This is a genomic window from Delftia sp. DS1230, from assembly GCF_040112715.1.
Lineage (GTDB): Bacteria > Pseudomonadota > Gammaproteobacteria > Burkholderiales > Burkholderiaceae_C > Comamonas > Comamonas tsuruhatensis.
In genome coordinates, this window is sequence record NZ_CP157763.1 from 4,635,886 (window position 1) to 4,660,932 (window position 25,047).

At 67.9% G+C, this 25,047-nt stretch carries 24 protein-coding genes; 16 read left to right on the top strand and 8 right to left on the bottom strand.

From position 1 onward, the window contains the following. Positions 1-61: 61 nt before the first annotated feature. The 3 genes from dxs to xseB form a co-directional block, all read right to left on the bottom strand. Positions 62-1,942, bottom strand: a complete 1,881-nt coding sequence (gene dxs, locus AAN986_RS20855; protein WP_017405740.1) for a 1-deoxy-D-xylulose-5-phosphate synthase — start codon at positions 1,940-1,942, stop codon at positions 62-64. Between the two features lie 203 nt (positions 1,943-2,145). After that, positions 2,146-3,096 (bottom strand): polyprenyl synthetase family protein, encoded by a 951-nt coding sequence (locus tag AAN986_RS20860; protein ID WP_016452491.1) that lies wholly within the window; start codon positions 3,094-3,096, stop codon positions 2,146-2,148. Positions 3,097-3,104: 8 nt separating this feature from the next. Continuing rightward, complete coding sequence (gene xseB / locus AAN986_RS20865) at positions 3,105-3,341, bottom strand: exodeoxyribonuclease VII small subunit (RefSeq protein ID WP_016448932.1); 237 nt, start codon at positions 3,339-3,341, stop codon at positions 3,105-3,107. 340 nt (positions 3,342-3,681) lie between these two features. On the opposite strand from xseB, the gene AAN986_RS20870 reads away from it, so the two are divergent. From AAN986_RS20870 to flhC, 5 genes are all read left to right on the top strand, one after another. Further along, complete coding sequence (locus AAN986_RS20870) at positions 3,682-4,821, top strand: aromatic ring-hydroxylating dioxygenase subunit alpha (RefSeq protein WP_016448933.1); 1,140 nt, start codon at positions 3,682-3,684, stop codon at positions 4,819-4,821. A 322-nt stretch (positions 4,822-5,143) separates the two neighbouring features. Beyond that, complete coding sequence (locus tag AAN986_RS20875; RefSeq protein ID WP_016452492.1) at positions 5,144-6,049, top strand: DMT family transporter; 906 nt, start codon at positions 5,144-5,146, stop codon at positions 6,047-6,049. 93 nt (positions 6,050-6,142) lie between these two features. Next, positions 6,143-7,051, top strand: coding sequence for a sulfurtransferase (locus tag AAN986_RS20880; protein WP_047217786.1), 909 nt, complete (start codon positions 6,143-6,145; stop codon positions 7,049-7,051). A gap of 319 nt (positions 7,052-7,370) precedes the next feature. Next, positions 7,371-7,697, top strand: coding sequence for a flagellar transcriptional regulator FlhD (gene flhD / locus AAN986_RS20885; protein WP_012204159.1), 327 nt, complete (start codon positions 7,371-7,373; stop codon positions 7,695-7,697). Positions 7,698-7,724: 27 nt separating this feature from the next. Continuing rightward, the gene (flhC, locus tag AAN986_RS20890; protein ID WP_016448936.1) at positions 7,725-8,267 is read left to right on the top strand and encodes a flagellar transcriptional regulator FlhC; all 543 of its coding nucleotides are present in this window, start codon (positions 7,725-7,727) and stop codon (positions 8,265-8,267) included. A gap of 36 nt (positions 8,268-8,303) precedes the next feature. On the opposite strand, the gene AAN986_RS20895 is transcribed toward flhC, so the two are convergent. Together AAN986_RS20895 and ppc are read right to left on the bottom strand one after the other, a co-directional pair. Continuing rightward, complete coding sequence (locus AAN986_RS20895) at positions 8,304-10,412, bottom strand: EAL domain-containing protein (protein WP_016448937.1); 2,109 nt, start codon at positions 10,410-10,412, stop codon at positions 8,304-8,306. Positions 10,413-10,538: 126 nt separating this feature from the next. Continuing rightward, positions 10,539-13,388: a phosphoenolpyruvate carboxylase gene (gene ppc / locus AAN986_RS20900; RefSeq protein WP_017406380.1), complete on the bottom strand. Its 2,850-nt coding sequence runs from the start codon at positions 13,386-13,388 to the stop codon at positions 10,539-10,541. 112 nt (positions 13,389-13,500) lie between these two features. On the opposite strand from ppc, the gene hemC reads away from it, so the two are divergent. The 7 genes from hemC to AAN986_RS20935 all read left to right on the top strand — a co-directional run bounded on the left by hemC (position 13,501) and on the right by AAN986_RS20935 (position 19,834). Next, positions 13,501-14,439 carry a hydroxymethylbilane synthase gene (gene hemC / locus AAN986_RS20905; protein WP_047217787.1) on the top strand — a complete coding sequence of 313 codons (939 nt, stop codon included), beginning with the start codon at positions 13,501-13,503 and terminating at the stop codon, positions 14,437-14,439. A gap of 14 nt (positions 14,440-14,453) precedes the next feature. Beyond that, positions 14,454-15,263, top strand: coding sequence for a uroporphyrinogen-III synthase (locus AAN986_RS20910; RefSeq protein ID WP_047217839.1), 810 nt, complete (start codon positions 14,454-14,456; stop codon positions 15,261-15,263). Then, complete coding sequence (locus AAN986_RS20915; RefSeq protein ID WP_034348890.1) at positions 15,260-16,402, top strand: uroporphyrinogen-III C-methyltransferase; 1,143 nt, start codon at positions 15,260-15,262, stop codon at positions 16,400-16,402. Before AAN986_RS20910 ends, AAN986_RS20915 begins: the two co-directional genes overlap by 4 nt. Positions 16,403-16,421: 19 nt before the next feature. Next, on the top strand, positions 16,422-17,729 hold the full coding sequence (locus tag AAN986_RS20920) for a heme biosynthesis HemY N-terminal domain-containing protein (protein ID WP_034365389.1): 1,308 nt from the start codon (positions 16,422-16,424) through the stop codon (positions 17,727-17,729). A gap of 198 nt (positions 17,730-17,927) precedes the next feature. Beyond that, positions 17,928-18,521 carry a cytochrome b gene (locus AAN986_RS20925; RefSeq protein ID WP_016452500.1) on the top strand — a complete coding sequence of 198 codons (594 nt, stop codon included), beginning with the start codon at positions 17,928-17,930 and terminating at the stop codon, positions 18,519-18,521. A 92-nt stretch (positions 18,522-18,613) separates the two neighbouring features. After that, entirely contained in the window at positions 18,614-19,186 is a 573-nt protein-coding gene (locus AAN986_RS20930) for a YceI family protein (protein WP_016448944.1), read from the top strand. Between the two features lie 69 nt (positions 19,187-19,255). Beyond that, entirely contained in the window at positions 19,256-19,834 is a 579-nt protein-coding gene (locus AAN986_RS20935) for a YceI family protein (RefSeq protein ID WP_016448945.1), read from the top strand. Positions 19,835-19,898: 64 nt separating this feature from the next. On the opposite strand, the gene AAN986_RS20940 is transcribed toward AAN986_RS20935, so the two are convergent. Next, on the bottom strand, positions 19,899-21,404 hold the full coding sequence (locus AAN986_RS20940; RefSeq protein WP_349335468.1) for a PLP-dependent aminotransferase family protein: 1,506 nt from the start codon (positions 21,402-21,404) through the stop codon (positions 19,899-19,901). A gap of 100 nt (positions 21,405-21,504) precedes the next feature. On the opposite strand from AAN986_RS20940, the gene AAN986_RS20945 reads away from it, so the two are divergent. Genes AAN986_RS20945 through AAN986_RS20955 form a run of 3 tightly spaced genes read left to right on the top strand, consistent with a single transcriptional unit; the run spans position 21,505 to position 22,941 of the window. Further along, positions 21,505-22,134 (top strand): FMN-binding negative transcriptional regulator, encoded by a 630-nt coding sequence (locus AAN986_RS20945; protein WP_349335469.1) that lies wholly within the window; start codon positions 21,505-21,507, stop codon positions 22,132-22,134. Positions 22,135-22,168: 34 nt separating this feature from the next. Beyond that, positions 22,169-22,516, top strand: coding sequence for an antibiotic biosynthesis monooxygenase (locus AAN986_RS20950; RefSeq protein ID WP_349335470.1), 348 nt, complete (start codon positions 22,169-22,171; stop codon positions 22,514-22,516). A 20-nt stretch (positions 22,517-22,536) separates the two neighbouring features. Next, entirely contained in the window at positions 22,537-22,941 is a 405-nt protein-coding gene (locus tag AAN986_RS20955; RefSeq protein WP_016448949.1) for a DUF2809 domain-containing protein, read from the top strand. On the opposite strand, the gene AAN986_RS20960 is transcribed toward AAN986_RS20955, so the two are convergent. Then, entirely contained in the window at positions 22,942-23,190 is a 249-nt protein-coding gene (locus AAN986_RS20960) for a DUF1272 domain-containing protein (protein ID WP_012204142.1), read from the bottom strand. Positions 23,191-23,228: 38 nt separating this feature from the next. Continuing rightward, positions 23,229-24,122, bottom strand: coding sequence for a cation diffusion facilitator family transporter (locus AAN986_RS20965; RefSeq protein ID WP_047217791.1), 894 nt, complete (start codon positions 24,120-24,122; stop codon positions 23,229-23,231). Between the two features lie 247 nt (positions 24,123-24,369). Here AAN986_RS20965 and AAN986_RS20970 point away from each other — a divergent pair, with 247 nt between their 5' ends. Next, on the top strand, positions 24,370-24,999 hold the full coding sequence (locus tag AAN986_RS20970) for a VOC family protein (RefSeq protein ID WP_349335471.1): 630 nt from the start codon (positions 24,370-24,372) through the stop codon (positions 24,997-24,999). Positions 25,000-25,047 lie beyond the last annotated feature (48 nt).

A 25,047-nucleotide genomic window follows, 5' to 3' on the forward strand; every position in this document is an offset into this window, starting at 1 on the left:
CGCGTAGTCCTGCTCGGCATGCGCGATGCGCCCCATCGCGGGGCACAGGCCCGTCCCATCTTCAGGCCACGGCGCGCTCGGGCGCCAGGTGGGCGCGCACCGACGCCTCGATGCCGGCCGCGTCCAGCCCCTGCAGGGCCAGCAGCCTGGCGGGATCGCCGTGCTCGATGAACTCGTCGGGCAGGCCCAGCTGCAGCAGCTGTCGCGTGATGCCGGCAGCCTGCAGCGACTCGGCCACGGCGCTGCCTGCGCCACCCATGATGCAGCCCTCTTCCACGGTGACGATGAGCTCGTGCGTGGAGGCCACCTGGCGCAGCAGTTCCTCGTCCAGCGGCTTGGCCCAGCGCATGTTGACCACGGTGGCGTCCAGCGCCTCGGCTGCGGTCAGCGCGGGATACAGCAAGGTGCCGAAGGCCAGGATGGCGACCTTCTTCGCCGCCGATTCGCGGCGCACCTCGCCCTTGCCGAAGGGCAGCCCCTGCAGGCTCTCCAGCGGGGCCACGCCCACGCCCGCCCCACGCGGGTAGCGCACGGCCACCGGATGGTCCTGCTCGTAGGCCGTGGTGAGCAGTTGGCGGCATTCGCGCTCGTCGGCCGGGCAGGCCATGCTCATGTGGGGGACGCAGCGCACGAAGGCGATGTCGTAGGCACCGGCATGCGTGGCGCCGTCGGCGCCGACCAGGCCCGCACGGTCCAGCGCAAAGACCACGGGCAGTTTTTGCAGCGCCACGTCATGGATCAGCTGGTCGTAGGCGCGCTGCAGGAAGGTCGAGTAGATGGCGACCACGGGCTTGAGCCCCTCGCAGGCCATGCCGGCCGCGAAGGTGACGGCATGCTGCTCGGCAATGCCCACGTCGTAGTAGCGGCCCGGAAAGCGCTTGTGGAATTCCACCATGCCCGAGCCCTCGCGCATGGCGGGGGTGATGCCCACCAGGCGCTGGTCCTTGTCCGCCATGTCACACAGCCACTGGCCGAAGACCTGGGTGAAGGTCTGCTTCGGGGGCGTGGCCGGCTTGACCAGGCCCACGCTGGGGTCGAACTTGCCGGGGCCGTGGTAGGCCACGGGGTCGGCCTCGGCCAACTTGTAGCCCTGGCCCTTCTTCGTGACCACGTGCAGGAACTGCGGGCCCTTGAGGCTCTTGATGTTCTCCAGGGTGGGGATCAGCGAGTCCAGGTCATGCCCGTCGATGGGGCCGATGTAGTTGAAGCCGAAGTTCTCGAACAGCGTGGCCGGCACGACCATGCCCTTGGCCTGCTGCTCCAGCCGCTTGGCCAGCTCCAGAAGCGGCGGCACCTGCTTGAGCACGCTCTTGCCCATGTCGCGCGCCTTGGCGTAGAACTGCCCGCTCATGAGCTGGGCCAGGTAGCGGTTGAGCGCGCCCACGGGCGGGCTGATGCTCATGTCGTTGTCGTTGAGGATGACCAGCAGGTTGGCATCGGTCACGCCGGCGTTGTTCAGCGCCTCGAAGGCCATGCCGGCCGTCATGGCGCCGTCGCCGATGACGGCGATGGCGCGGCGGTCCTCGCCCTTTTGCTTGGCGGCCAGGGCCATGCCCAGGGCGGCCGAGATGCTGGTGGAGGAGTGGGCCGTGCCGAAGGTGTCGTACTCGCTCTCGGCGCGCTGCGGAAAGCCCGACAGGCCGCCGAACTGGCGCAGCGACGCCATGCGCTCGCGCCGGCCCGTGAGGATCTTGTGCGGATAGGTCTGGTGGCCCACGTCCCAGACCACGCGGTCGTAGGGCGTGTCGAACACCGCATGCAGCGCCACCGTCAGCTCCACCGTGCCCAGGTTGGAACTCAGATGCCCGCCGGTCTTGGAGACGCTGTCGAGCACATAGGCACGCAGCTGCTGGGCCAGGGTCTTGAGTTCGGCACGCGACAGACGCCTCAGATCCGCGGGATCGTCGATGGTCTGCAGCAGGGAGTAGGTGTTCGTGGTCATGCTAGATATCTTGATGGCCGCAAGACCATCGCCCATATTTTCGTATCAGTTGCCTGTGGCATCGAACGCCACCCTTGCAAGTAGCGCGCCCCCACCAAGGGACACCGAGCAAGGGCCGCCCCGCAGCGAGGGTGTCGTCCCCCTCCCCCGCGAAGCGGGTAGAGAGGGGGAAGGCGCGAAGCGACTCAGGGGGTGCTTCATTGTCAGTGAGTGCGGCTCACGACCATGTCGGCCAGTGCCGCCAGGGCCCGCGTGTCCGGCAGGCCGCTGCGCGCCAGCGCCGCGTGCGCCAGGGCGCACAGCTCGTCGGCATGGGCGCGGGCCTGGTCCAGGCCCAGCAGCGAGACATAGGTCGGCTTGTCGTTGGCCGCGTCCTTGCCGGCCGTCTTGCCCAGGGTGGCCGAGTCGGCCACCACGTCGAGGATGTCATCCACCACTTGGAAGGCCACGCCCAGCGCCTGCCCGTAGTCGGACAGCGCCTGCCAGGCCTGGGCATCCACGCCCTCCTTGCAGGCTGCGCCCATGAGCACGCTGGCATGCAGCAGGGCGCCGGTCTTGAGGCGGTGCATCTCGCGCAGTTGGGCCTCGCTCAGCTGCAGGCCCACGCTGGCCAGGTCAATGGCCTGGCCACCGGCCATGCCCTGCGCGCCTGCGGCACGGCCCAGCAGCCGGCACAGCCGTGCCTGCAGCGCATCGGGCATGCCGTCAGCCTCGTCGGGCGCGGGCACGAGCAGCTCGAAGGCCAGTGCCTGCAGCGCATCGCCGGCCAGCAGGGCCGAGGCCTCGCCGAACTGCACATGGACCGTGGGCTTGCCACGGCGCAGCACGTCGTTGTCCATGCAGGGCATGTCGTCGTGCACCAGCGAATAGGCATGGATCAGTTCCACGGCGCAGCCGGCACGCACGGCGGCCGACGGCAGGCCGGCCACGGCCTCGGCCGCAGCCCAGACCAGCAGCGGGCGCAGGCGCTTGCCGCCATCGAGCACGGCGTATCGCATGGCTTCGCCCAGGCCGGCCGGCGCATCCACGCCCACCCATTGGGACAGCGCGCTTTCGGTGCGCGCCAGGCGGTCGTTCATCCAGCAGGGAAAATCCAGCGCGCCAAGGCCCGGCGCCTGGGAAACATCGGAAGCGGAAGTCATCAGGGCACTCATGGCAATCTTCAATCCTGGCTCCAAGGGGCCAGGGTCCCCTCGTCAAGCACCTTGACCTGCTCCTGCACCGCGTCGAGCTGGCCACGGCAGTAGCCGAGCAGCTGCGCCGCGCGCTGGTAGCCGGCCAGCATCTGCTCCAGAGGCAGCTGGCCCGACTCGATCTGCGCGATGAGCTGCTCCAGCTCCTGCAGCGCGGATTCGTAACTGGTGGGCTCGGCGGGAGCCTTGGGGGCAGCCTTGGGCATGTGGCGTTGGCAGTGCGTTGTGGGGAACCGACGATTCTAGGCGTCCCTCCGCGACCGCGCCGCCAATAACCGGACAGCCCTTGACAGGCGCCATCGGCCGCTTGCAATACACGTACCGGGCATCCGGAAATAACCCCACGGGCTATAATCCCATTCCCCGCCAAACCGGCCCCTTGCCTAGGCATGCGGTCGGGCTCACCGACAAGACAGGACGCCTCGGGCGCCGCTTGTTTTCAAGTCGTGAAGCCTGTCTCCATGTCCAGGAACGGCCGGTTTTGCTTTTTCCAATCCCGTGCGCACGCGCACCCTCCCTGTGGGGAGTCTTTAGGTCAGGTCATCCATGTCTGATTTAAGTCTTCAACTGCAGCAGGCCGCAAGCCAACTACCAGTTTCCAGCTACTTCGACCCTGCGCTGTTCCAGCGTGAGTTGGAGACCATCTTTCAACGCGGCCCGCGCTACGTGGGCCACCAACTGGCCGTTCCCGAGATAGGCGACTACTACGCCCTGCCTCAGGAAAAGGAAGGCCGGGCTCTGGTGCGCAACGCCAGGGGGCAGGTGGAGCTGATCTCCAACGTCTGCCGCCACCGCCAGGCCGTGATGCTCAAGGGCAGGGGCAACCTGATGACCGAAGGCAAGGGCCATGCGGGGGGCAACATCGTCTGCCCGCTGCACCGCTGGACCTACAGCACCAGCGGCGAGCTGCTGGGCGCACCGCACTTCAGCCACGATCCCTGCCTGAACCTGAACAACTACCGGCTGCGCGAGTGGAACGGCCTGCTGTTCGAGGACAACGGCCGCGACATCGAGGCCGACCTCGCCGGCATGAAGCTGCGCGAGCAGCTGAGCTTCGAGGGCTTCGTGCTCGACCATGTCGAGATGCACGAGTGCAACTACAACTGGAAGACCTTCATCGAGGTCTACCTCGAGGACTACCACGTGGGCCCGTTCCATCCGGGCCTGGGCAACTTCGTGACCTGCGATGACCTGCAGTGGGAGTTTTCCAGGGAGTACTCGGTGCAGACCGTGGGCGTGGCGCCCGGTTTTGCCCGGCCCGGCTCGGACACCTACAGGAAGTGGCACGACGTGCTGCTGGCCTACCGCAACGGCGAGCTGCCCGAACGCGGAGCGATCTGGCTGACCTACTACCCGCACATCATGGTGGAGTGGTATCCGCACGTGCTCACGGTCTCGACCCTGCACCCGCTGGCCGTGGACCGGACACTGAACGTGGTCGAGTTCTACTACCCCGAAGAGATCGCCGCTTTCGAGCCCGAATTCGTGCAGGCGCAAAAGGCCGCCTACATGGAGACCTGCATCGAGGACGACGAGATCGGCGAGCGCATGGACGCCGGCCGCAGGGCGCTGTACGAGCGCGGCGACAACGAGGTCGGCCCCTACCAGAGCCCCATGGAAGACGGCATGCAGCACTTCCATGAGTGGTATCGCGGCGTGATGGGCGACGCAGTCCCCGCACGCTGATCGGCTCCGGCTCTTCCGACGGCCCGCATTCGTGCGGGCCGTCTGCATTGGGCCTCCTGCATTGGGCCGCCTTCATCGAGCGGCAGGCCCGCCGCACAGCTCTTCTGAATGCAAGCGCCCTGGTGTGCCCAATGGGCAGGGCTGGCGACTGCAATGCATCCCGAGGCAGACCCAATGTCTTGGCTTATGCAATACAGTGCCTTGCGCGTGCCCCTGCCGCGGCCCCGGGCCGTAGACAGCCAGGCGGCATGCGCCAAAAACAAAACCCAACCCTTTCTCGTCCAGCGCCGCGGTCCTTGTGCGGCTCTATCCGGTCATTAATATGCAAGCCCTGTGGATGGTGGCGGCCGCATTCGTCTTTGCGGTCATGAGTGTGTGTGTGAAGTTCGCCTCCCAGGATTTCAACGCGGCGGAGATCGTCTTCTACCGCGGGCTGGTCAGCATGGTGGCGCTGTGGTGGCTGGCGCGCCACCAGGGCATTTCGCTGGCCACGCGCTACCCGCGCGAGCATGCCTGGCGCAGCTTCGTGGGCGTGACTTCCATGGGCGCCTGGTTCTACTCCATCGGCCACCTGCCGCTGGCCACGGCCGCCACCTTCAACTCCATGAGCAGCATCTGGATGGCGGTGTTTCTGATCGGCCAGGGCCTGCTGCTGCGCCACCAGCTGCGCCGCCAGCCCGAATCGCATGCGCTGCGCGCACTGCCGCCGTTTCCCTGGAGCCTGGTCGCCACCGTGGCCCTGGGCTTCGTGGGCGTGATCCTGGTGCTGCGCCCCAGCGCGGCGCCGCAGGAATTCGTGGCCAGCGCGGGCGGCCTGATCGGCGGGGTGTTCGCCGCCATGGCCTATATGCAGGTGGCCACGCTGTCGCGCATGGGCGAGCCCGAGGCGCGCGTGGTCTTCTACTTCGCACTGGGCTCGGCCGTGGCCGGCGCCCTGGCCATGTGCTTCACGGGCGTGTCCGCCTGGCCGGGCTGGCGCGCGCTGTGGCTGCTGCCCGTGGGCGTGCTGGCTGCCGTGGCCCAGGTCTGCATGACGGCGGCCTACGCTTCGGCCGGCAACAGCCGCAATACCCTGGTGGTGGCCAATCTGCAGTACTCGGGCATCGTCTTTGCCGCCCTGCTGAGCCTGGCGCTGTTCGGCGAAAGCGTGCCGCTGATCGGCTGGGCCGGCATCGTGCTGATCGTGGCCAGCGGCGCACTGGCCACGGCCCTGCGTTCACGCGGCTGACGGCGACGGCCCGCCTGGGGCCGTCGCATAATGGATCGGACCTTTTGCCGCAGGCGCACCGCCGCCTGCGCTGGCTTTCGGAGTTCCGCATCCATGACATCCAACACCTCCTCCTACCAGACCCTGATCTCCGTCCAGGAACTGGCCGCGCTGCAGTCCGGCGGCCGTCCGCTGATGGTCTTTGACTGCAGCTTCGACTTGGCCCAACCCGCAGCCGGCAAGGCGCAGTACCTGCAGGCGCATATTCCCGGCGCCGTCTTCGCCGACCTGGACCATGACCTCAGCGCAAAACACGGCGTGCCCGGCGCACATGGCAGCGTGGCGGCCAGCGAGCAGGCCGCCTCGGGCGGCCGCCACCCGCTGCCCAGCCGCGAGCTGTTTGCCATGTGGCTGTCGGAGATCGGTTTTTCCAACGACATGCAGGCCGTGGTCTATGACCGCAACGGCGCCAACTACTGCGGGCGCCTGTGGTGGATGCTGCAGTGGGCCGGACATGGCGATGTGGCCGTGCTCGACGGAGGTCTCCAGGCCTGGCAGGCCGCAGGCCAGCCTGTGGCATCGGGCGAGGAAAGCGCGCGCTTTCAGTCCAACTTCGAGCTGCACGAGCCGCTGCAGCAGCTGGTGACGGCACAGCAGGTGCTCGATGCGCTGGGCAGCGCAGGCCAGACCGTGGTCGATGCGCGCGCGCCGGCACGCTATCGCGGCGAAGTCGAGCCGCTGGACCCCGTGGCCGGCCATATCCCGGGCGCACTGAACAGGCCCTTCACCGAAAACATTGCGGCCGACGGCCGCTTCAAGCCCGCCGCCCTGCTGCGCGCCGAGTTCGACCGGCTGCTGGCCGGCCGCGATCCGGCCAGCGTGGTCCACCAGTGCGGCAGCGGCGTGAGCGCCCTGCCCAACCTGCTGGCCATGCGCATTGCAGGACTGCCGCCGGCACGGCTTTTCGCGGGCAGCTGGAGCGAGTGGTGCAGTGACCCGAAGAGGCCGGTGGAGCGCGCCTAATTCGGCTTATGCCCGCCCCTGGGAGACTGCACAATGACAGCACTGTGTCAAAAGGCCGACATGCAACAACACCACTGCAGCGGCCTGCTCCCAGGCCCCCGGACGGCAGAGGCCGGGCGAAATCGAGTCATCCAAACCTTGCTACAGGTGTAAGGTAAATCTTACAAACGCCGTCTCACAACCAGACATCCGGCGCAGACCTGCCCCGACTTCAACGGCCAGGGACCCTCCTCCACAATCCATCCCAACAGATCGCAACAGGTTGAACATCTTGTTTCTACCCCGGTGTTGCGGCTGCCGAGATGCAAAGGATGGTCCTATGAACAATGAACAGCTGCTTGCCGAAATCCGCGAAGCCAACCTCACTTACCTGATGCTGGCCCAGACCCTGATCCGCCAGGACAAGGCGGAAGCGGTGTTCCGCCTGGGACTGAACGAAGAATCCTGCGACCTGCTGGCCGCGCTGTCGGCAGCCCAGGTGCTGAAGCTGGCCTCGCGCAATACCCTGCTCGCCAGCTTCCGCGTGGACGACGAAATGGTCTGGAGCTTGCTGACCAACCACAGCAGCAACAAGATCGGCAACGGTGCGACCAATACGCTGCACGCCAACATCCTGATGGCCAGCCGCGTTTCCGAAGTCCTCTGATCCGCCCGAAGAACTCTGGAGCCCGCCATGTCCACCGCCGTCAAAAGTGTCCTGAACGAGTCCAAGCAGATCGAGCGTGCCGCCATGCTCATCGAGATGGGTGCACGCATGCAGGTGCTCGAATCCGAAACCACGCTGTCCTACGAGCGCCTGATCCGCCTGTACAAGGAGATCGCCGGCAAGTCGCCATCCAAGGGCCAGCTGCCGTTCTCGACCGACTGGTTCCTGACCTGGCAGGAGAACATCCACAGTTCGCTGTTCCTGAATATCTACGAATACCTGTCCAAGGGCGCCGAGCTGGATGCCGTTGAACAACTGACCAAGGCCTACCGTCTCTATACCGAGCAGATCCAGGCCGCCGAGCTGGAGGCGCTGCTGTCCTTCACACGCGCATGGCGCCTGGTGAAGTTTGTCGATGCGCAGATGCTGACCCGCACCCAGTGCTCCGTGTGCAAGGGCCAGTTCGTGACCGAGCCCTACGAGAACGAGCGCCACTACCAGTGCGGCCTGTGCAATCCGCCCGCACGCGCCGGCAAGAGCAAGAGCGCCGGCTCCCTGATGCTGCATTGAGCCCCTGCATCGCCGCAGCGATGCACCAGCACGGATTCAGACCGTCTCGCCGCCTGCCCTGGCGGCGCAGTCGCTGGCGAACTGCGGCAACTGCTCTCCCGGCAGGGCGCGGCTGAAGTACCAGCCCTGCACCAGCAGCTCGCCCTCGAAGCCCAGGGCCTGCAGCTGCGCCTGGGTCTCCACGCCTTCGGCCACCACGTTCAACTGCAGCGCCTCGCAAAAGCGCAGCAGGCCGTCCAGCACCAGCGCGCCCTTGGCATGACCGCTGGCCACGACGAAGCTGCGGTCGATCTTGATGGCATCCACGTCGAACTGGTGCAGGTAGCTCATGGACGAGAAGCCGGTGCCGAAGTCGTCTATGGCCACCTTGGCGCCCAGCGCGTGGATCTGGCCTATGGCCTTGCGGATCGCCTCCACATCGCCCACCAGCGCTTCCTCCGTGATCTCCACGCCCACCTGGCCCCTGGCCTGCGCCAGCAGCATCAGCAGGCGCGAGCAGTACTCGGGCGATGTCAGCGTGGCGCCCGTGACATTGATGCTGATCGGCAGGGAAAAACCGTGCTGGCGCCACAGCCGGCATTGGCGCACGGCAGCGCCCGCCACCCACAGATCGACCTCGCGCATCAGGCCGGCATCACCCAGCCAGCGCAGAAAGCCGCCGGGCTGCTGCAGCCTGCCCTGCGAATCGTGGGCGCGCAACAGGGCCTCGCAGCCCAGGCACAAGCCGCTGCGGTGCGAGACCTGAGGCTGGAATTCCAGGTGGAATTCGTACTCGCTGATGCGGCGGATATGGGACAGCATGGTCTCGCGCCGGGCCTGGGTCTCGTGCGCCAGCACCAGCGGATCGCGCGTGACCAGGCCCGCCTCCTCGGGCAGCCGGGAGAACGTGGTGTCCAGCGCGCGCAGCACGATGGCGCCATCGTCCTGGCCCAGCCGGTCGATGGAGCGCACATAAGGCGCATAGACCAGCGCCCCCAACACCGTCAGCGCCAGTTGCAGCACCACGGCGCCCATGTCGCCGCCCGTGCTCACGTAGGCATTGAAGACCACGGGCGCGGTCAGGGGCAGCACCATCGAGGCCGGAGCCACCCAGCCGGCCTGCACCACCGTGACGGCCACGACCAGGTTGATGGCGGGCACCGCCAGAAAAGGCACGAGCAGGCGCAGGTTCAGGATGACCGGCAGGCCGAACAGCAGGATCTCGTTGACGTTGAGCAGGGAGATGGGCAGCGCGGCCAGCGCCAGCATGCGCAGGCCGCGCCCCTTGCAAAACAGCAGCACGGCCAGCGCCAGTGACAGCGTGGCCCCCGAGCCGCCGATGAAGACGAAGGACCCCATCAGGCCGCCGTTGAGCGCCCAGGGCGCCACCAGCCCCTTGGCCACGGCGGCGGCGTTGGCCAGCACGGCCTGGTCCAGCACCTGGAAGAAGGGTTGCATGGCGTAGTAGCCCTGCACGCCAAAGAACCAGAGCACGGAATTGAGCAGCGTCAGCGTCAGCCCGCTGCGATAGGGGCTCTCGGGGGTGGCGATGGCCAGCGGCAGTTCGGCCTGGGTGATATCGGGCAGCACCTGCTGCAGGCCCAGCAGCAGCACCACCAGCAGCAGCGCGACGATGGAGCCGGGCACGACCAGGTTCATCACCTCGCGTACGTTCTCGCCCACAAAGCCCGTGCGCGCAATGCGCGTCCAGCGCATGGCGCTGAGCCTGGCCATCAGCGGCACGGTGATCAGGGGCGAGGCTATGGCGATGAACAGCACCAGCGTGGCCGCCGCGCGCGGATGCTCGCGCAGCAGGAAGATGGCCATCTGCACATGGGCAAAGCACAGAAAGGTCACCGGCAGGCGCGGCAGCCTGTGGCGTATGGAGAGCATGTAGCCGATGGAGGCGGCCACCAGCAGCGGCAGGATGCTGCCGATCTGCGCATGCAGGCCCGCAAGAAGCTGCACCACGGGCTCGGGCTGGCCGGACATCTGCGCCAGCGCCGACAGTATGAGAAACAGGGCCGAGACCAGCAGGCATGGGACCAGCCAGAGCAGGCCTTCGCGTATGGCCCGCATGGAGTTGGCACCGGCCAGCCTGGCCAGGCGCTGCGTCAGGAACAGTTGCATGTCCGGGAACCCCGGCCATGGCGTCTTGTTGCCCATAAGCTCCCACCCTTCACTTCCCGGCAGGAGTCATGCGCCCCTGTCCGAAGCACATCCTACACGGCGGCCGGCCGGCGCCCTGCGCATGGCGGCGCGAGGGGCCTCCCGGCCCGCTCGCGCCCTCGATCAGCCGGTATTGCGCACGCCGGCCGCAATGCCATTGATCGACAGGTGGATGCCGGTCTTGATGCGCTCATCGGTCTGGCCGCCGCGCCAGCGGCGCACCAGCTCCACCTGCAGATGGTGCAGCGGATCGATGTAGGGAAAGCGGTGGCGGATGGAGCGCGCCAGCGCCTCGTTGTGGGCCAGGCGCTGCTTGTCGCCCGTGATGCGCGCCAGCGCATCGACGGTGCTGTGCCACTCGGCCTCGATGGCGCTGAAGATGCGGCGGCGCAGGCGTGCGTCCGGCACCAGGTCGGCATAGCGCGAGGCCAGGTTCAGGTCGCTCTTGGCCAGCACCATGTCCATGTTGGACAGCAGGGTGCGGAAGAACGGCCACTGGCGGTACATCTTCTGCAGCAGGGCCAGCTGGGCCTTGCCATCCTTGCCCGGCTGCCCGATGAAGGCCTGCACCGCCGCGCCGAAGCCGTACCAGCCCGGCAGCGTGAGCCGGCACTGGCCCCAGCTGAAGCCCCAGGGAATCGCGCGCAGGTCCTCGATCTTCTGCGAGGGCTTGCGCGAAGCCGGGCGCGATCCGATGTTCAGCTCGGCAATCTCGCGGATGGGCGTGCTGCTGAAGAAGTAGCTGGTGAAGCCGGGAGTCTCGTACACCAGGGCGCGGTAGGCACCCATGCTGGCCTCGGACAGAAACGCCGCCGCGTCCAGGAAGGCGCGCGTGGCCGGCTTGGTCGGCTGCAGCAGCGTGGCCTCCAGCGTGGCGGCCACCAGGGTCTCCAGGTTGCGCCGGCCGATCTCGGGGTTGGCGTACTTGGAGGCGATGACCTCGCCCTGCTCGGTCAGCCGGATCTGGCCGCGCACGGTGCCCGGGGGCTGCGCCAGGATGGCCTGGTAGCTGGGGCCGCCGCCACGGCCCACCGTGCCGCCGCGGCCATGGAACATGCGCAGGCTGATGCCATGGCTGTCGGCCAGATCATCGAACAGCTCGACCAGCGAGATCTCGGCGCGGTACAGCTCCCAGTTGCTGGTGAAGATGCCGCCATCCTTGTTGCTGTCGCTGTAGCCCAGCATGATGTCCTGCTCGCCGCCGCTGCGCTGCACCATGGCCGCCACGCCGGGCAGCTGGAAGTAGCGCCGCATGATGGGCGCGGCGCTGCGCAGGTCGCCGATGGTCTCGAACAGCGGCACGACGATCACGTCGCAGACGGCGCCGTCGTCCAGCGTGCCGCGCAGCAGCCCCGCCTCCTTTTGCAGCAGCAGCACTTCCAGCAGGTCGCTGACCGACTCGGTGTGGCTGATGATGCAGTGGCGTATCGCCTCGGCGCCCAGGGTCGCGCGCAGGCGGCGCGCGGCCTCGAAGATGGCCAGTTCACCGCGCGCATGCTCGGAATAGTCGGCGCCCACCACGCGCAGCGGCCGCGCCTCTTCCAGCAGGCGCACCAGCAGGGCGCACTTGGCGTCTTCCTGCAGGCCCGAATAGTCGGGCTCCAGGCGCGCGGTGGCCAGCAGCTCGGCCACCACCTCCTCATGCTTGTCCGAACTTTGGCGCAGATCCACGGTGGCAAGGTGGAAGCCGAAAACCTGCACGGCGCGCATCAGCGGACGCAGGCGCTGGGGCGCCAGCACCTCGCCATGGTTGCGGCTGAGCGAGTCGTCGATGACGCGCAGGTCGGCCAGGAACTCCTCGGGCGAGGCATAGGCGTTCTGCGGCGCCACGGCATGGCGCGCGGCCTCGCCGCCGGTCAGCACCTTGAGCGTGGCGGCCAGGCGCGCGTAGATGCCGGTGAGCGCGCGGCGGTAGGGTTCGTCGGAGCGGTGCTCGTTGGTGTCGGGCGAGCGCTCTGCCAGCGCCTGCATCTCGGGCGTGACATCGGCCAGGCGCTGGGACAGCGACAGCTCGCCGCCCAGGTAGTGCACCTCGCGCAGATAGTGGCGCAGCGCCACGTCGGCCTGGCGCGACAGCGCCAGCTCCAGGCTCTGGGCCGTGACATTGGGGTTGCCATCGCGGTCGCCGCCGATCCAGTGGCCCATGCGCAGGAAGCTGTGCACGGGCAGGGTGTTGCCCAGCTCCTGCTCCAGTTGCGCATACAGCTTGGGAATCTCGCGCAAGAAGGTGGCTTCGTAGTAGGACAGCGCGTTCTCGATCTCGTCGGCCACGGTGAGCTTGGAGTAGCGCAGCAGGCGTGTCTGCCACAGCTGGCTGACGCGGGCGCGCAGCTGGGCCTCGTTGCGTTCGAGTTCGCGCGGGGTGAGCGCGTCCTTGGCGCTGTTGTACAGCTGGGCGCGGGCCACGATGTCCTCGCGCGCGGCCAGCAGTTGGGAGATGTCGCGCTCGGCCACCAGGATGCTCTGGCGCTGCACTTCCGTGGGGTGGGCCGTGAGCACGGGCGCCACATAGCTCCTGGCCAGCGTCTGCGCCACGGTGCCGGCCGAGATGCCGGCCCAGCGCAGCCGCGCCAGCGCCACTTCGATGCTGCCTTCCTGCGTGTTGCCCGCGCGCTCGTGCACGGCGCGGCGGCGGATGTGGTGGCGGTCCTCGGCCAGGTTGGCCAGATGGCTGAAATAGGTGAAGGCGCGGATCACGCTCACCGTCTGGTCCGTGGTCAGGCCCTTGAGCAGGCGCTTGAGCGCGCGGTCGGCGGTCTCGTCGGCATCGCGGCGGAAGGTCACCGACAGCTGGCGCACCTGCTCGATCAGCTCGAAGGCCGCCACGCCTTCCTGCTCGCGGATCACATCGCCCAGAATGCGCCCCAGCAGGCGTATGTCCTCGATCAGCGGCAGGTCCTTGTCCGTCTTGCGGACAGGCTTGTCATCACGCCTGTCATCTCGCGCATTGCTCTTGCGGGGGGCGGTGGCCATCAACGAATCTCCTGGAATCGGTCAGCGTATCGGTTTGCTTGGGCTTCGGTCCTGGTGCCGGGTTTACTGCGGCGCAGCATGCTAGCATCCCGCGCTCCCCCCGAGGCTCCTGATGAATACCAAACCACTGATCCCCCACTCCATCGTGATCGCCACGCGCGAGAGCCAGCTGGCACTGTGGCAGGCCGAGCATGTCCAGGCACTGCTGCGCGCCCGGGGGCATGAAGTGGAACTGCTGGGCATGACCACCAAGGGCGACCAGATCCTGGACCGCACGCTGTCCAAGGTGGGCGGCAAGGGCCTGTTCGTCAAGGAGCTGGAAGTGGCGCTGGAAGAAGGACGCGCCCACATCGCCGTGCACTCGCTCAAGGACGTGCCCATGGAGCTGCCCGAAGGCTTTGTGCTGGCCTGCGTGATGGAACGCGAAGACCCGCGCGACGCTTTTGTCTCCAATCGCTACGCCGCGCTGGCCGAGCTGCCGCAGGGCGCCGTCGTCGGCACATCGAGCCTGCGCCGCCAGGCACTGCTGCAGGCCCTGCGCCCCGACCTGAGGATAGAGCCGCTGCGCGGCAACGTGAACACCCGCCTGCGCAAGCTGGACGAAGGCCACTACGACGCCATCGTGCTGGCCGCTGCCGGCCTGATGCGCCTGGGCCTGGCTGACCGCATCCGCGCCAGGTTCGAGCCCGCCGGCATGCTGCCTGCCGCAGGCCAGGGCGCGCTGGGCATCGAGGTGCGCGCCGACCGCCAGGACCTGATCGACGCCCTGGCCCCGCTGGCCCACCAGACCACCTGGCTGACCGTGACCGCCGAGCGCGCCGTCAGCCGCTGCATGGGCGGCAGCTGCTCCATGCCGCTGGCGGCGCACGGCACCTTCGACGGCCAGCAACTGCGCCTGGACGCAGCCTGGGGAGACCCGGAAGGCCGGCTGCCGCTGGTGCAGGTGCGCGCCGATGCCACCGTCACCGACTTCGCCAGTGCCGACGCACTGGGCCAGCACGTGGCTGCGCTGCTGCAGGCGGCGGGCGCCCAGCCGGCCCCAAAGCTCTAGGCGCCAGGCCCGACATGCCACCGCGCATACTCGTCACCCGCCCGGCCCATGACGCAGCCGCGTGGGTGGATGCGCTGCAGGCCCGGGGCCTTCCGGCCCAGCCGCTGGCACTGATGGCCATAGGCCCCTGCCGCGATGCGGCCACGCAACAGGCCTTGCAGGCCGCCCGCAACGCGCTGCGCGAAGGCCTGGGCTACCGCGCCGTGATGTTCGTCAGCGGCAATGCCGTCCAGCATTTCTTCGGCACCGACCCCGCACGGCTTCCGGCCTCCACCCGCGCCTGGACGCCCGGCCCCGGCACCGCCCGGGCGCTGCTGGCCCTGGGCATTGCGCCGGAGCAGATCGACGGCCCGCCACCGGACGCCGCCCAGTTCGAATCCGAAACGCTATGGCAGCGCGTGCATGACCAGATCCATGCGGGCGACCGCGTGCTCATCGTGCGCGGCGACAGCCAGGCAGGGGCGCCCAGGACCGTGCCGGCCACGGCAGGCGCCGGCCGCGACTGGCTGGCCGCCCGCCTGCGCGAGGCAGGTGCCCAGGTCGAAATGCTGGCCGTGTACCAGCGCGAACTGCCTGCCTGGGATGCAGCCCAGACGGCACTGGCACGCCTGGCGGCCGAAGATGGCTCGCTCTGGCTGCTCAGCAGCGCCGAATCCGTTGCCAACCTGCAACAGCTCCTGCCGGGCCAATCGTGGCAAAAAGCGCGAGCGCTCGCTACGCACGAGCGAATCGCTGCCCAGGCAAGACACATGGGATTCGGAGATGTCAAGCAATGCCGGCCCGCTCTGGAGGACGTGGTTGCGTCGATAGAATCGTCGCCATGAGTTCCGACGCAGCGCAAGACCGCCCCACCCCACAGGACCTAACGCCCGCATCCTCCGCAGCAGCCTTCGCAGCCGGCTCCGCCCAAAGCAGCCCCGCTGCAGAACTGCGCGGCGGCTCCTCGGCCCTGGTCTACGGCGTGGGCGCCGTGGCCGTCGCGGCGCTCATTGCCTGCGGCATGCTGTGGCAGCGCCTGGGCAATATCCAGGAACAGCTGGCGCGCCAGTCCGCGCAGTCCGGCTCCCAGTCGGTCGAGGCCCGCACCCTGGCGCGCGATGCCCAGGACCTGGCCCGCGATAGCGCGGCGCGCACCTCGGTCATGGAGGCGCGCATTGCCGAGCTGTCTCTGCAGCGCACGCAGCTCGACGAACTCCTGCAAAGCATGTCGCGCTCGCGCGACGAAAACCTGGTGGTGGACATCGAATCGTCCATCCGCCTGGCACAGCAGCAGGCCGAGCTGTCCGGCAGCCTGCAGCCGCTGGTGGCCACGCTCAAGAACGCCCGCCAGCGCATTGAACGCGCCGCCCAGCCCCGGCTGGCCCCGGTCATGCGCGCGCTGGACCGCGATCTGGAACGGCTGGCCCGCATGAGCGTGACCGACACCGCCGGCCTGCTCACGCGCATCGAGGACCTGGTGCGCCTGGTCGACGAGATGCCCCTGCTCAACGCCGTGGCCCAGCCACGCGCCAGCCGCCATCGCGGCGTGGCCGGCCAGGCGGCCCGCCAGCCCGAGCCCGCCCCCATCGAGGGCAGCCCCACCGAATGGCGCTGGTGGCAATCCTGGGGCGAGCGCGGCTGGACGGCCGTGCGCGAAGAAGCCCAGGACCTGCTGCGCGTCAGCCGCATAGACCACCCGGACGCCATCCTGCTGGCGCCGGAACAGGCCTATTTCCTGCGCGAGAACCTCAAGCTCAAGCTGCTGAACTCGCGCCTGGCCCTGCTGTCGCGCCAGTGGGATGCGGCGCGGGCCGACCTGGCCGCTTCCGGGATGGCCGTGAACAAGTACTTTGATCCTGCCGCGCGGCGCACCCAGATCGTGCAGGCCCAGCTGCAGCAGATCCAGGCCAATCTGCGCACCACCGAACAGCCGGCGTTGCAGGAAACCCTGGCGGCGCTGGCAACGGCCGCCGCAGGCCGCTGAGCAGCCGGGAGACAGACGAATGCGCGCTGCACTGTGGTTGATCGGTTTGTTCGGCATGGCCGTTGCGGCCGCCTTGTTCGCGGGCTCCAACCAGGGCACGGTGACCCTGTTCTGGGCGCCCTACCGCCTGGACCTGTCACTGAACCTGGCCATTGCCATCATCGTGCTGGCCTTCGTGCTGCTGTATGCCGCGCTGCGCGCGCTGGCCGCGCTGCTGCAGATGCCGCACCAGGCGCGGCGCTGGCGCAGCCAGCAGAAAGAGCGCGCCATGCACCACAGCCTGCTGGAAGCCCTGTCGCACCAGCAGGCCGGCCGCTTCCTGCGCGCACGCAAGTCCGCGCTGGCGGCCCTGGCCATGGAAGAGTCCCTGGCCGAGACCCATGCCGCCGTGCCGCACGGCATGCGGCTGCGCGCCGCCGCCCACATGGTGGCCGCCGATGCCTCCCATGCCCTGCAGGACCGCCAGCAGCGCGACCACCATTGGCGTGAGGTCCTGGCCAACGCACCGGCCCAAGGCAACGCCCAGGAGCAGGAAATGCGCGAAGGCGCACAGATGCGCGCGGCACGCTGGGCCCTGGACGACCGCGACGCAGCTGATGCGCTGCGCCGCCTGGCCGAACTGCCACAGGGCGCGGCACGCCGCACGATCGCGCTGCGCATCCGCCTGAAGGCATCGCGCCTGGCAGGCCAGACATCGACGGCGCTGGACACGGCGCGCCTGCTGGCCAAGCACCGCGCCTTCTCGCCCGCGGCCGCCGCCAGCGTGGTGCGCGGCCTGGTACTGGAGAGCATCAACGAGGCACGCGACACCACGCAGCTGCAGCACTTCTGGCTGTCGCTGGACACGGAAGAGCGCGCCATGCCCGAGATTGCGCTGCCGGCCGCATCGCGCCTCATGGCCCTGGGCGGCGAGGCCGCGCAGGCCCGTGCCTGGCTGCTGCCCGTATGGGAGCGCCTGCTGTCCCACGCAGGCCCGCGCAGCGAATCCCACCTGCCGCGCCTGGTCCAGGTGCTGGAGCCCTGCCTGGACGGCCTGGACGGCGCCTGGCTGGCTCGCATCGAGGCGGCCAGCAACGCCCATCCGCGCGAAGCCCGCCTGCAATACCTGGCCGGCATGGCATGCGTGCAGCGCCAGCTCTGGGGCAAGGCCCAGCAGCTGTTGCTGCGCGCAGCCCCCCACCTGCAGGAAAGCGCACTGCGCACCCGCGCCTGGCAGCGCCTGGCCCTGATGGCCGAGCACCGCGGCGATGCCGATGCAGCGGCTGCCGCCTGGAAGCAGGCAGCGCAGTCCGTGGTCGTGCTGCCCGCCGATCCGACCCGGCCCTGAGCCCTCCGCGCGGCACGGCGAGCCTTCATCTTTTTTGAATCGAGCCGTCAATACCGCTGAACTCTTTTGGATTTGCCGCTTCCTACACTGCACGTTGTCCGCAGTGCACGAAGTCCACGCAGAGCGCACCGCACCCTTTCTTGCCATCCAGGGCCCCTTTGCAGGGGCCCTGAACGGTTCCAAAGCCTGCCGCCATCCATGACAGAGTCCTCAGCCCGCGCCAACGCGCCAGCAAAATCCTCCTCCAAAGCCACGCGCTACAACGGCGTGGCCATGGCTGCCCACTGGCTGCTGGCCCTGGGCCTGATCGCCGCCCTGGCCCTGGGCTGGTACATGACAGGCCTGCCGTTCTCGCCCTCGCGCCTGAAGCTCTACAACTGGCACAAGTGGCTGGGCGTCACGCTGTTGACGCTGAGCCTGCTGCGCCTGGTCTGGCGCATCACCCATCGCCCGCCCGAACTGCCCGCCGCCGTGGCCCGCGCCATGCCCCAATGGCAGCACTGGGCCCACAACGGCACCCACCACGCCATGTACCTGCTGTTCTTTGCCGTGCCCCTGCTGGGCTGGGCCTACAGCTCGGCGGCCGGCTTTCCCATCGTCTTCCTCGGCGTGCTGCCCCTGCCCGACTTCGTGAGCGCAAGCCCCGAGCTGGCCGAAACCCTCAAGCCCCTGCACGGCTGGGCGGCCTGGGCCCTGGTCGCGCTGATCGCCATGCATGTGGGCGCCGCCCTCAAGCACCAGTTCATCGACCGCGACGGCCTCATCTCCCGCATGCTGCCTGGCCGCGCCTGAGTTTTCTCCCCCAGCCAGGGCCTGCGCACCGCGCTGCGCGCGCCCCAGCCATCCCCGATCGAATGTTTCCCGACCTCCAAAGGAGTCCTGCCATGCGCTTTTCCGCCACGCTGACCACCATTGCCCTGGCCGCTGCGGCCCTGACCTCCCAGGCGGCCCTGGCCGAGCAAAAGCTCGTTCCCGCCCAGAGCGCCGTGAACTTCACGGCCAAGCAGATGGGCGTGCCCCTGCAGGGCCACTTCAAGAAATTCGACGCCCAGGTCCAGTTCGACACGGCCAAGCCCGACACCAGCAAGATCCGCTTCACCGTGGACACCGGCAGCGCCACCATGGGCGCCAAGGAAACCGATGCCGAGCTGCCCAAGGCCGATTGGTTCAATGTCGCCAAATTCCCCCAGGCCGTCTTCGACTCCACGGCCGTCAAGGCGCTGGGCGGCGGCAAGTACCAAGTGGACGGCAAGCTCAGCATCAAGGGCCAGGTCCAGAACGTGAGCATTCCCGTGCAACTGGCACAGTCCGGCACCACGACCACGGCCACCGGCACGCTGCCGCTCAAGCGCCTGCAGTTCAAGATCGGCGAAGGCGAATGGGGCGATACCTCCATGGTGGCCGACGAGGTCCAGGTGCAATTCAAGCTGGCCCTGACCGGCGTGGGCAAGCTGTAAGCGGCACTCTTGCCCAGCATTGGCCGTTTTCTTTTCCGTTTCGTGCAACCCCAACCTAGGAGTTCTTTCATGCGCACTTCCGTGTTTGCCCTGGCCATTGCCGGCCTGTTCGCCACCGCTGCCCAGGCGGCTCCCGCAACCTACGCCATCGACCCGACGCACACCTTCGCCACGTTCGAGATCGACCACAACGGTGCCTCGACCAACCGCGTGCGCTTCGACAAGAAGAGCGGCACCGTGGAATTCGACCGTGACGCCAAGGCCGGCAAGGTCGAAGTCGTGCTGGAAATGGACTCGCTGAGCTCGGGCACCGCCGCCTTCGACAAGCATCTCAAGAGCGCCGACATCTTCAACGTGGCCAAGTTCCCCCAGGCCAAGTTCGTCTCCGACAAGTTCGTCTTCGACGGCGACAAGCTCAAGGAAGTCACCGGCCAGCTGACCATCCTGGACAAGACCCAGCCCGTGACCATCAAGGCCAACAAGTTCACCTGCTACCCCAACGCCATGCTGCAAAAGCGCGAGACCTGCGGCGGCGACTTCGAGGCCGTGATCGACCGCACCGCCTTCGGCGTGAACTACGGCGTGGACTACGGCTTCCCCAAGCAAGTGCGCCTGGTGATGTCCATCGAAGCGGTCAAGCAGCAGTAAGACCGCGCTGGGCAAAGCGCCTTTAGGGGCGTCGGCACCCAAGGCCCGTGAACCGGCACCCCGGTCACGGGCTTTTTTGCGTTGCGGATTGGGTTTGCCACTGACTGACCACGCCCGCCAGCCTGCGCACCCCTTGCTCGATGGCCTGAGGCTGCAGGCTCGCATAGCCCAGGACCAGCCCGGCGCAGGACTGGCGGCGATGGGCGTCACCGGCCGCATAGAGCGGCGAGATGGGGCGCACGCCCACGCCGCGCTCTCGCGCCAGACGCACCAGGGCAATTTCATCGCGCTGGTGCACGGCAGGCACCCAGGCCACCACATGCAGGCCCGAGGCCGAACCTTCGACCTGCACCGCGCCCGGCAGGTGCCGCTCCAGCGCCTGCAGCAATGCCGCCCGCCGGCCTTCGTTGCGGCGGCGGGCGGCGCGCACATGGCGCTCGTAGCTGCCGTCCTCGATCAGCGCGGCCAGCACCAGCTGGTCCAGGCGCGGCGCATGCCGGTCGGCCAGCCGACGGGCTTCCCGGAAAATGGGCACCAGGGACGGCGGCAGCACCAGGTAGCCCATGCGCATTTGTGGGGACAAGGCCTTGGAGAAGGTGCCGACATGGATGACGCAACCCACCTCGTCAATGGACTGCAGGGCGTCGATGGGGCGCAGCCCGTAGCGGAACTCGCCGTCGTAGTCGTCTTCCAGAATCCAGGCACCCGTGGCGCGCGCCCAGGCCAGCAGCTGCTGCCTGCGGCCTATGGACAGCACGCCGCCCAGCGGAAACTGGTGCGAGGGCGTGACATAGGCCAGACGCGCCTGGCGCCCGGCCAGCGCCGAGGTATCCAGGCCCTGTTCATCGACGGCCATTTCCTGCAGGCATGCGCCCTGGGCCTCGAACACGCGGCGCGCCATCAGGTAGCAGGGCTCTTCCATCAGCACGGTCTCGCCCGGATCGACCAGCACGCGCGCGCACAGGTCGATGGCCTGCTGCGAGCCCTGCACCACCACGATCTGATCGGCCGAACAGACAAGCCCCCGCGCCCTTCGCAGATAGCCTTGCAGCGCCATGCGCAGCGCCGGCTCGCCTTCGGGCGCGTCGTAGGACAGGGAAGACTGGCGCTGCACGATGGCGCGGTTGTAGGCACGCCGCCAGGCCAGCGTGGGAAAGTCATCAAAGGCCAGGGCGCCGTAGAGAAAGTCGATCACGGCAGGCCCTTCATCCCAGGCGCGAGCGGGCTGGGCCTGCGCCAGCGCATCCACGCGCCGTCCATAGGAAGACAGGCGGGATCGGCAATCCTGCGCCGCAGCCGCAATGCGGGGCGCGCGGCTGCGCTGCTCCGCGCCAGCTGCCACGCGCGCCCGGGCGCCCTGTGCAGTCTCCAGATAGCCCTCGGCCGCAAGCTGCTCGTAGGCCGCCGTGACGGTGGTGCGCGACACACCCAGGTCCAGCGCCAGCGCGCGGGTGGAAGGCAGGCGCGCGCCCACGGCCAGGCTGCCGTCAGCCATCTGGGATTTCAGCCATTCGTGGATGCGGCGGGCGCTGGGCGCAGCCCCGGCATTGGCGGCGAAATGGGACTTCAACTGGTCTTCCAAAAAATCACGAAACTGGATTTTTCATTGTGCCAGGGATGGTGGATAGTCCTGTTTCCCCCGATGCCGGTCCACCGTTGCACCAAGCTCCATGTACACGCCCGCCCATTTCTCCCTCACCGATTCCGGCAGCCTGCACGGCCTGATCCGCAGCCACCCCCTGGGCACGCTCGTCACCCAGGCCAACGGCGTGCTGGACGCCAACCACCTGCCGTTCCTGCTGGATGCGGCCCCAGGGGAGATGGGCACGCTGAGCGCCCATGTGGCCCGCGCCAATCCCATCTGGCAGCAGTGCCGCGACGGCGCCGAGGTGCTGGTCGTCTTCCGTGGTGCCGAAGGCTATATCTCGCCCAGCTGGTATCCAAGCAAGCACGAGACGCACCGCCTGGTGCCCACCTGGAACTACGAGGCCGTGCATGTGCACGGGCAAATCAGCATCCATGACGACGAGAGATTCGTGCGCGGCCTGGTCGGCCGGCTCACCCGGGTCCATGAGGCATCGCAGGCCCAGCCCTGGAAGATGTCCGACTCGCCGCGTGAATTCATCGACGGCATGCTGCAGGCCATCGTCGGCCTGCAGATCCGCATCACCCGCCTGGAGGGCAAGGCCAAGCTCAGCCAGAACCGGCAGGCCCGCGACCTGGAAGGCGCCATCGGCGCGCTGCGCGAGCGCGGACAGGAGCCGCTGGCCAGCGCCATGGATGCGGCGCCGCGCATCTAGCGCCAGCCACCCTCACACAGGTTGCCACCCACCGATGTACACCTCCACCTTCACCTTCGCGCCGGGCGAATACGACGCGCAGTTCCATGCCCTTGACGGCCGGATCGCCGAGATCGCCCGCGCCATCCCCGGCTACCTGGGCGAAGAGGCCTGGGAGAACCCCGCCACAGGCCTGGTCTCCAACGTCTACTACTGGCAGACCTGGGAGGCGCTGCAAGAGCTGATGCGCCACCCTGCGCATATCGAGGCCAAGCGGCAGCAGGCGCGCTGGCTCAAGGGCTACCAGGTGGTGATCGCCCAGGTGGTGGGCAGCTACGGCGATGGCGGGATAGCGCACCCGCTGGCCACCACTGCGCAAGGCACTGCGCACCCGGCTCGCTGACCGGACCCGCTTTTGGCCCGATGATGGCGGCCATGCGATGGCGTTTTGATCCTGTTTCCCTGGTGTGGGCGGTGGCCCTGTTTGTCCTGCTCGTGCTGCTGGCCACCGTCGGCGCGCGCTGGGGCTGGGTGCGCAGCTTCTTCGGCGACGTGTTGGCCGTGGCCTGGGTCTATGCCGTGTTCAAGACCGTGATCGCCGCGCGCGTGCTGACGCTGGCATCGGCCGCACTGTGCGTGGGCCTGCTGGTGGAGCTGGGCCAGTTCCTGGCATCGACCTTCCAGCTGCACATTCCCAACCGCGCCTTGCGCATCGTGCTGGGCAGCACGGCCGACTGGTGGGATGTGCTGGCCTATGTGATGGGTTTTGCAGCCGTGCTGGTGGTGGAGGCTGCGTTCCGTGGCCGCAGAGCCAGGCCTGTGCTCTGATCAGGCCCTTACAGCGCAGCCACCGGCCTTGAGCACCCGCTTCGTCGAGGCCGGATACCGCTCCAGCTTGTCCGCCGGCCGGCGCGGCCTGGCCACCAGCTCGCCACCGCAGTTGGGGCAGGCGCCGTGCAGCACATGATCCGCACAGCCGGCACAGAACGTGCACTCGAAGGTGCAGATGCGAGCCTCGGCAGACTCTGGCGGCAGGTCCTTGTCGCAGCATTCGCAGTTGGGTCGAAGCTCAAGCATCGGTGCACTCCGGGTGTGGTCCATGAAGACTGGGCATCCTAGTGGATGTGCTCTGACGGGGAGCGGTCCTCGCTCTCCATCTGCAGCGTCGTATGGTGCAGGTCGAAGCCGGCCTGCAGCCTGTCTTCGATATCGCGGCGCACCTGCTCGCCGTCCGCGCCGGGCAGCAGCACCACATGGCCGGTCAGCATGGGCTTGCTCTGCGTGACCGCCCACAGGTGGACATCGTGGATCGCTGCCACGCCCGCCGTGCCCGCAATCGTCTCGCGCACTGCCTGCAGGCTCATTCCTGAGGGCACGCCTTCCAGCAGGATGTTGATGCACTCGCGCAACAGGGTCCACGTCCGCGGGAACACCATGAAGCCGATGCCCACGGCCACCGCCGAGTCGATCCACCGCCAGCCCGTCAGCCAGATCAGCGCAGCACCGGCGAGCACGCCGACCGAGCCCAGCATGTCCGCCCACACCTCCAGATACGCGCCCTTCACGTTCAGGCTCTCGTCCTTGCCACCCGACAGCAGGCGCATGGAGAGCAGGTTGATCACCAGGCCCGCGGCCGCCACCGCCATCATGCCCAGGGACTGGATTTCTGCAGGTGCCGACAGCCGGCGGTAGGCCTCATACAGGATGTAGAAGGCCACACCCAGCAGCACCAGTGCATTGACGGCGGCGGCCAGGATCTCGAAGCGCGCATAGCCGTAGGTGCGCAGCAGGTCGGCTGCCTTGCGGCCGGCGCGTATGGCCACCAGGGCCAGCAGCAGCGCCATCGCATCGGTCAGCATGTGCATGGCGTCGGAGATCAGGGCCAGGCTGCCCGTGACCATGCCGCCGATGATTTCCACCACCATGAAGGTGCCGGTCAATCCGAAGGCAAACCAGAGACGGGATTCCGGCAGGGCGCGCACGTCGCCGTGCTGATGGCTGTCGCTCATGAGGTTCCTTGACTTGAAAACGGTTGTGAACAGAGGGCCGCCGCATCCATGGCGACCATGGCAAGCGGGGGGATCGGACCTCGATGAGAAAGCGTGAAGTGACTTGAAGGTCAAGTGCTGGCGGCAACTCGGCACCGCAGGTGGCCCGGACACCGCAGCGCGCATATCCCTGCATCCATCGCAACATTTCATTTAGGTAAATTGATTACGAATAGTAGAATCAAGACATCCACCAAGGAGACATTCGATGAACACAAGCGCCCGTCCCGACCTGTCCACACTGCCACCGCCCGCCGCCGTGCAGCAGCTGCACCACTACGCCTACAAGGCCCGCGATGCCGAGGAGACCCGCCACTTCTACGAGGACATCCTGGGCCTGCCGCTCTATCACATCATCCAGAGCGACTACGTGCCCAGCACGGGCGAGTACTGCCCCTACACGCACTTCTTCTTCCGCCTGAAGGATGGGTCGTTCATCGCCTTCTTCGACATCGGCGACGACGAAAAGGCCCAGCCCTCGCCCAACACGCCGCTGTGGATCAACCACATCGCCTTCCGCGTGGACACCGTCGAGGAACTGGAGAACACCAAGGCCCGCCTGGTGGCGCATGGCATCGAGGTGCTGGGCGTGACCGACCACCACATCTTCAAGAGCATCTATTTCTTCGATCCCAACGGCATCCGCCTGGAGCTGTCGGCCCAGCTGGCCGACGAAGTGCAGATGGCGCGCGAAAGCACCACCGCCCACGCCCGCCTGAACGAGTGGACGGCACGCAAGGAGCAATGGCGCAAGGAACGCGCGGAAGGCAAGGCCGCCCAGCCGCTCAAGCCCCAGAGCAACGACCGGCCCGAGTTCGTCCCCGACGCAGCGGCCTGAATAAAACCCGGCGAACAGGCAGGCGGACGGGGTCGGTAGAATCCCCGT

Excerpts from the sequence above, each read along its gene's own strand:
- dxs (WP_017405740.1), bottom strand. The coding sequence starts at position 1,942 with ATGACCACGAACACCTACTCCCTGCTGCAGACCATCGACGATCCCGCG.
- AAN986_RS20860 (WP_016452491.1), bottom strand. The coding sequence starts at position 3,096 with ATGAGTGCCCTGATGACTTCCGCTTCCGATGTTTCCCAGGCGCCGGGC.
- xseB (WP_016448932.1), bottom strand. The coding sequence starts at position 3,341 with ATGCCCAAGGCTGCCCCCAAGGCTCCCGCCGAGCCCACCAGTTACGAA.
- AAN986_RS20870 (WP_016448933.1), top strand. The coding sequence starts at position 3,682 with ATGTCTGATTTAAGTCTTCAACTGCAGCAGGCCGCAAGCCAACTACCA.
- AAN986_RS20875 (WP_016452492.1), top strand. The coding sequence starts at position 5,144 with ATGCAAGCCCTGTGGATGGTGGCGGCCGCATTCGTCTTTGCGGTCATG.
- AAN986_RS20880 (WP_047217786.1), top strand. The coding sequence starts at position 6,143 with ATGACATCCAACACCTCCTCCTACCAGACCCTGATCTCCGTCCAGGAA.
- flhD (WP_012204159.1), top strand. The coding sequence starts at position 7,371 with ATGAACAATGAACAGCTGCTTGCCGAAATCCGCGAAGCCAACCTCACT.
- flhC (WP_016448936.1), top strand. The coding sequence starts at position 7,725 with ATGTCCACCGCCGTCAAAAGTGTCCTGAACGAGTCCAAGCAGATCGAG.
- AAN986_RS20895 (WP_016448937.1), bottom strand. The coding sequence starts at position 10,412 with ATGGGCAACAAGACGCCATGGCCGGGGTTCCCGGACATGCAACTGTTC.
- ppc (WP_017406380.1), bottom strand. The coding sequence starts at position 13,388 with ATGGCCACCGCCCCCCGCAAGAGCAATGCGCGAGATGACAGGCGTGAT.
- hemC (WP_047217787.1), top strand. The coding sequence starts at position 13,501 with ATGAATACCAAACCACTGATCCCCCACTCCATCGTGATCGCCACGCGC.
- AAN986_RS20910 (WP_047217839.1), top strand. The coding sequence starts at position 14,454 with ATGCCACCGCGCATACTCGTCACCCGCCCGGCCCATGACGCAGCCGCG.
- AAN986_RS20915 (WP_034348890.1), top strand. The coding sequence starts at position 15,260 with ATGAGTTCCGACGCAGCGCAAGACCGCCCCACCCCACAGGACCTAACG.
- AAN986_RS20920 (WP_034365389.1), top strand. The coding sequence starts at position 16,422 with ATGCGCGCTGCACTGTGGTTGATCGGTTTGTTCGGCATGGCCGTTGCG.
- AAN986_RS20925 (WP_016452500.1), top strand. The coding sequence starts at position 17,928 with ATGACAGAGTCCTCAGCCCGCGCCAACGCGCCAGCAAAATCCTCCTCC.
- AAN986_RS20930 (WP_016448944.1), top strand. The coding sequence starts at position 18,614 with ATGCGCTTTTCCGCCACGCTGACCACCATTGCCCTGGCCGCTGCGGCC.
- AAN986_RS20935 (WP_016448945.1), top strand. The coding sequence starts at position 19,256 with ATGCGCACTTCCGTGTTTGCCCTGGCCATTGCCGGCCTGTTCGCCACC.
- AAN986_RS20945 (WP_349335469.1), top strand. The coding sequence starts at position 21,505 with ATGTACACGCCCGCCCATTTCTCCCTCACCGATTCCGGCAGCCTGCAC.
- AAN986_RS20950 (WP_349335470.1), top strand. The coding sequence starts at position 22,169 with ATGTACACCTCCACCTTCACCTTCGCGCCGGGCGAATACGACGCGCAG.
- AAN986_RS20955 (WP_016448949.1), top strand. The coding sequence starts at position 22,537 with ATGATGGCGGCCATGCGATGGCGTTTTGATCCTGTTTCCCTGGTGTGG.
- AAN986_RS20960 (WP_012204142.1), bottom strand. The coding sequence starts at position 23,190 with ATGCTTGAGCTTCGACCCAACTGCGAATGCTGCGACAAGGACCTGCCG.
- AAN986_RS20965 (WP_047217791.1), bottom strand. The coding sequence starts at position 24,122 with ATGAGCGACAGCCATCAGCACGGCGACGTGCGCGCCCTGCCGGAATCC.
- AAN986_RS20970 (WP_349335471.1), top strand. The coding sequence starts at position 24,370 with ATGAACACAAGCGCCCGTCCCGACCTGTCCACACTGCCACCGCCCGCC.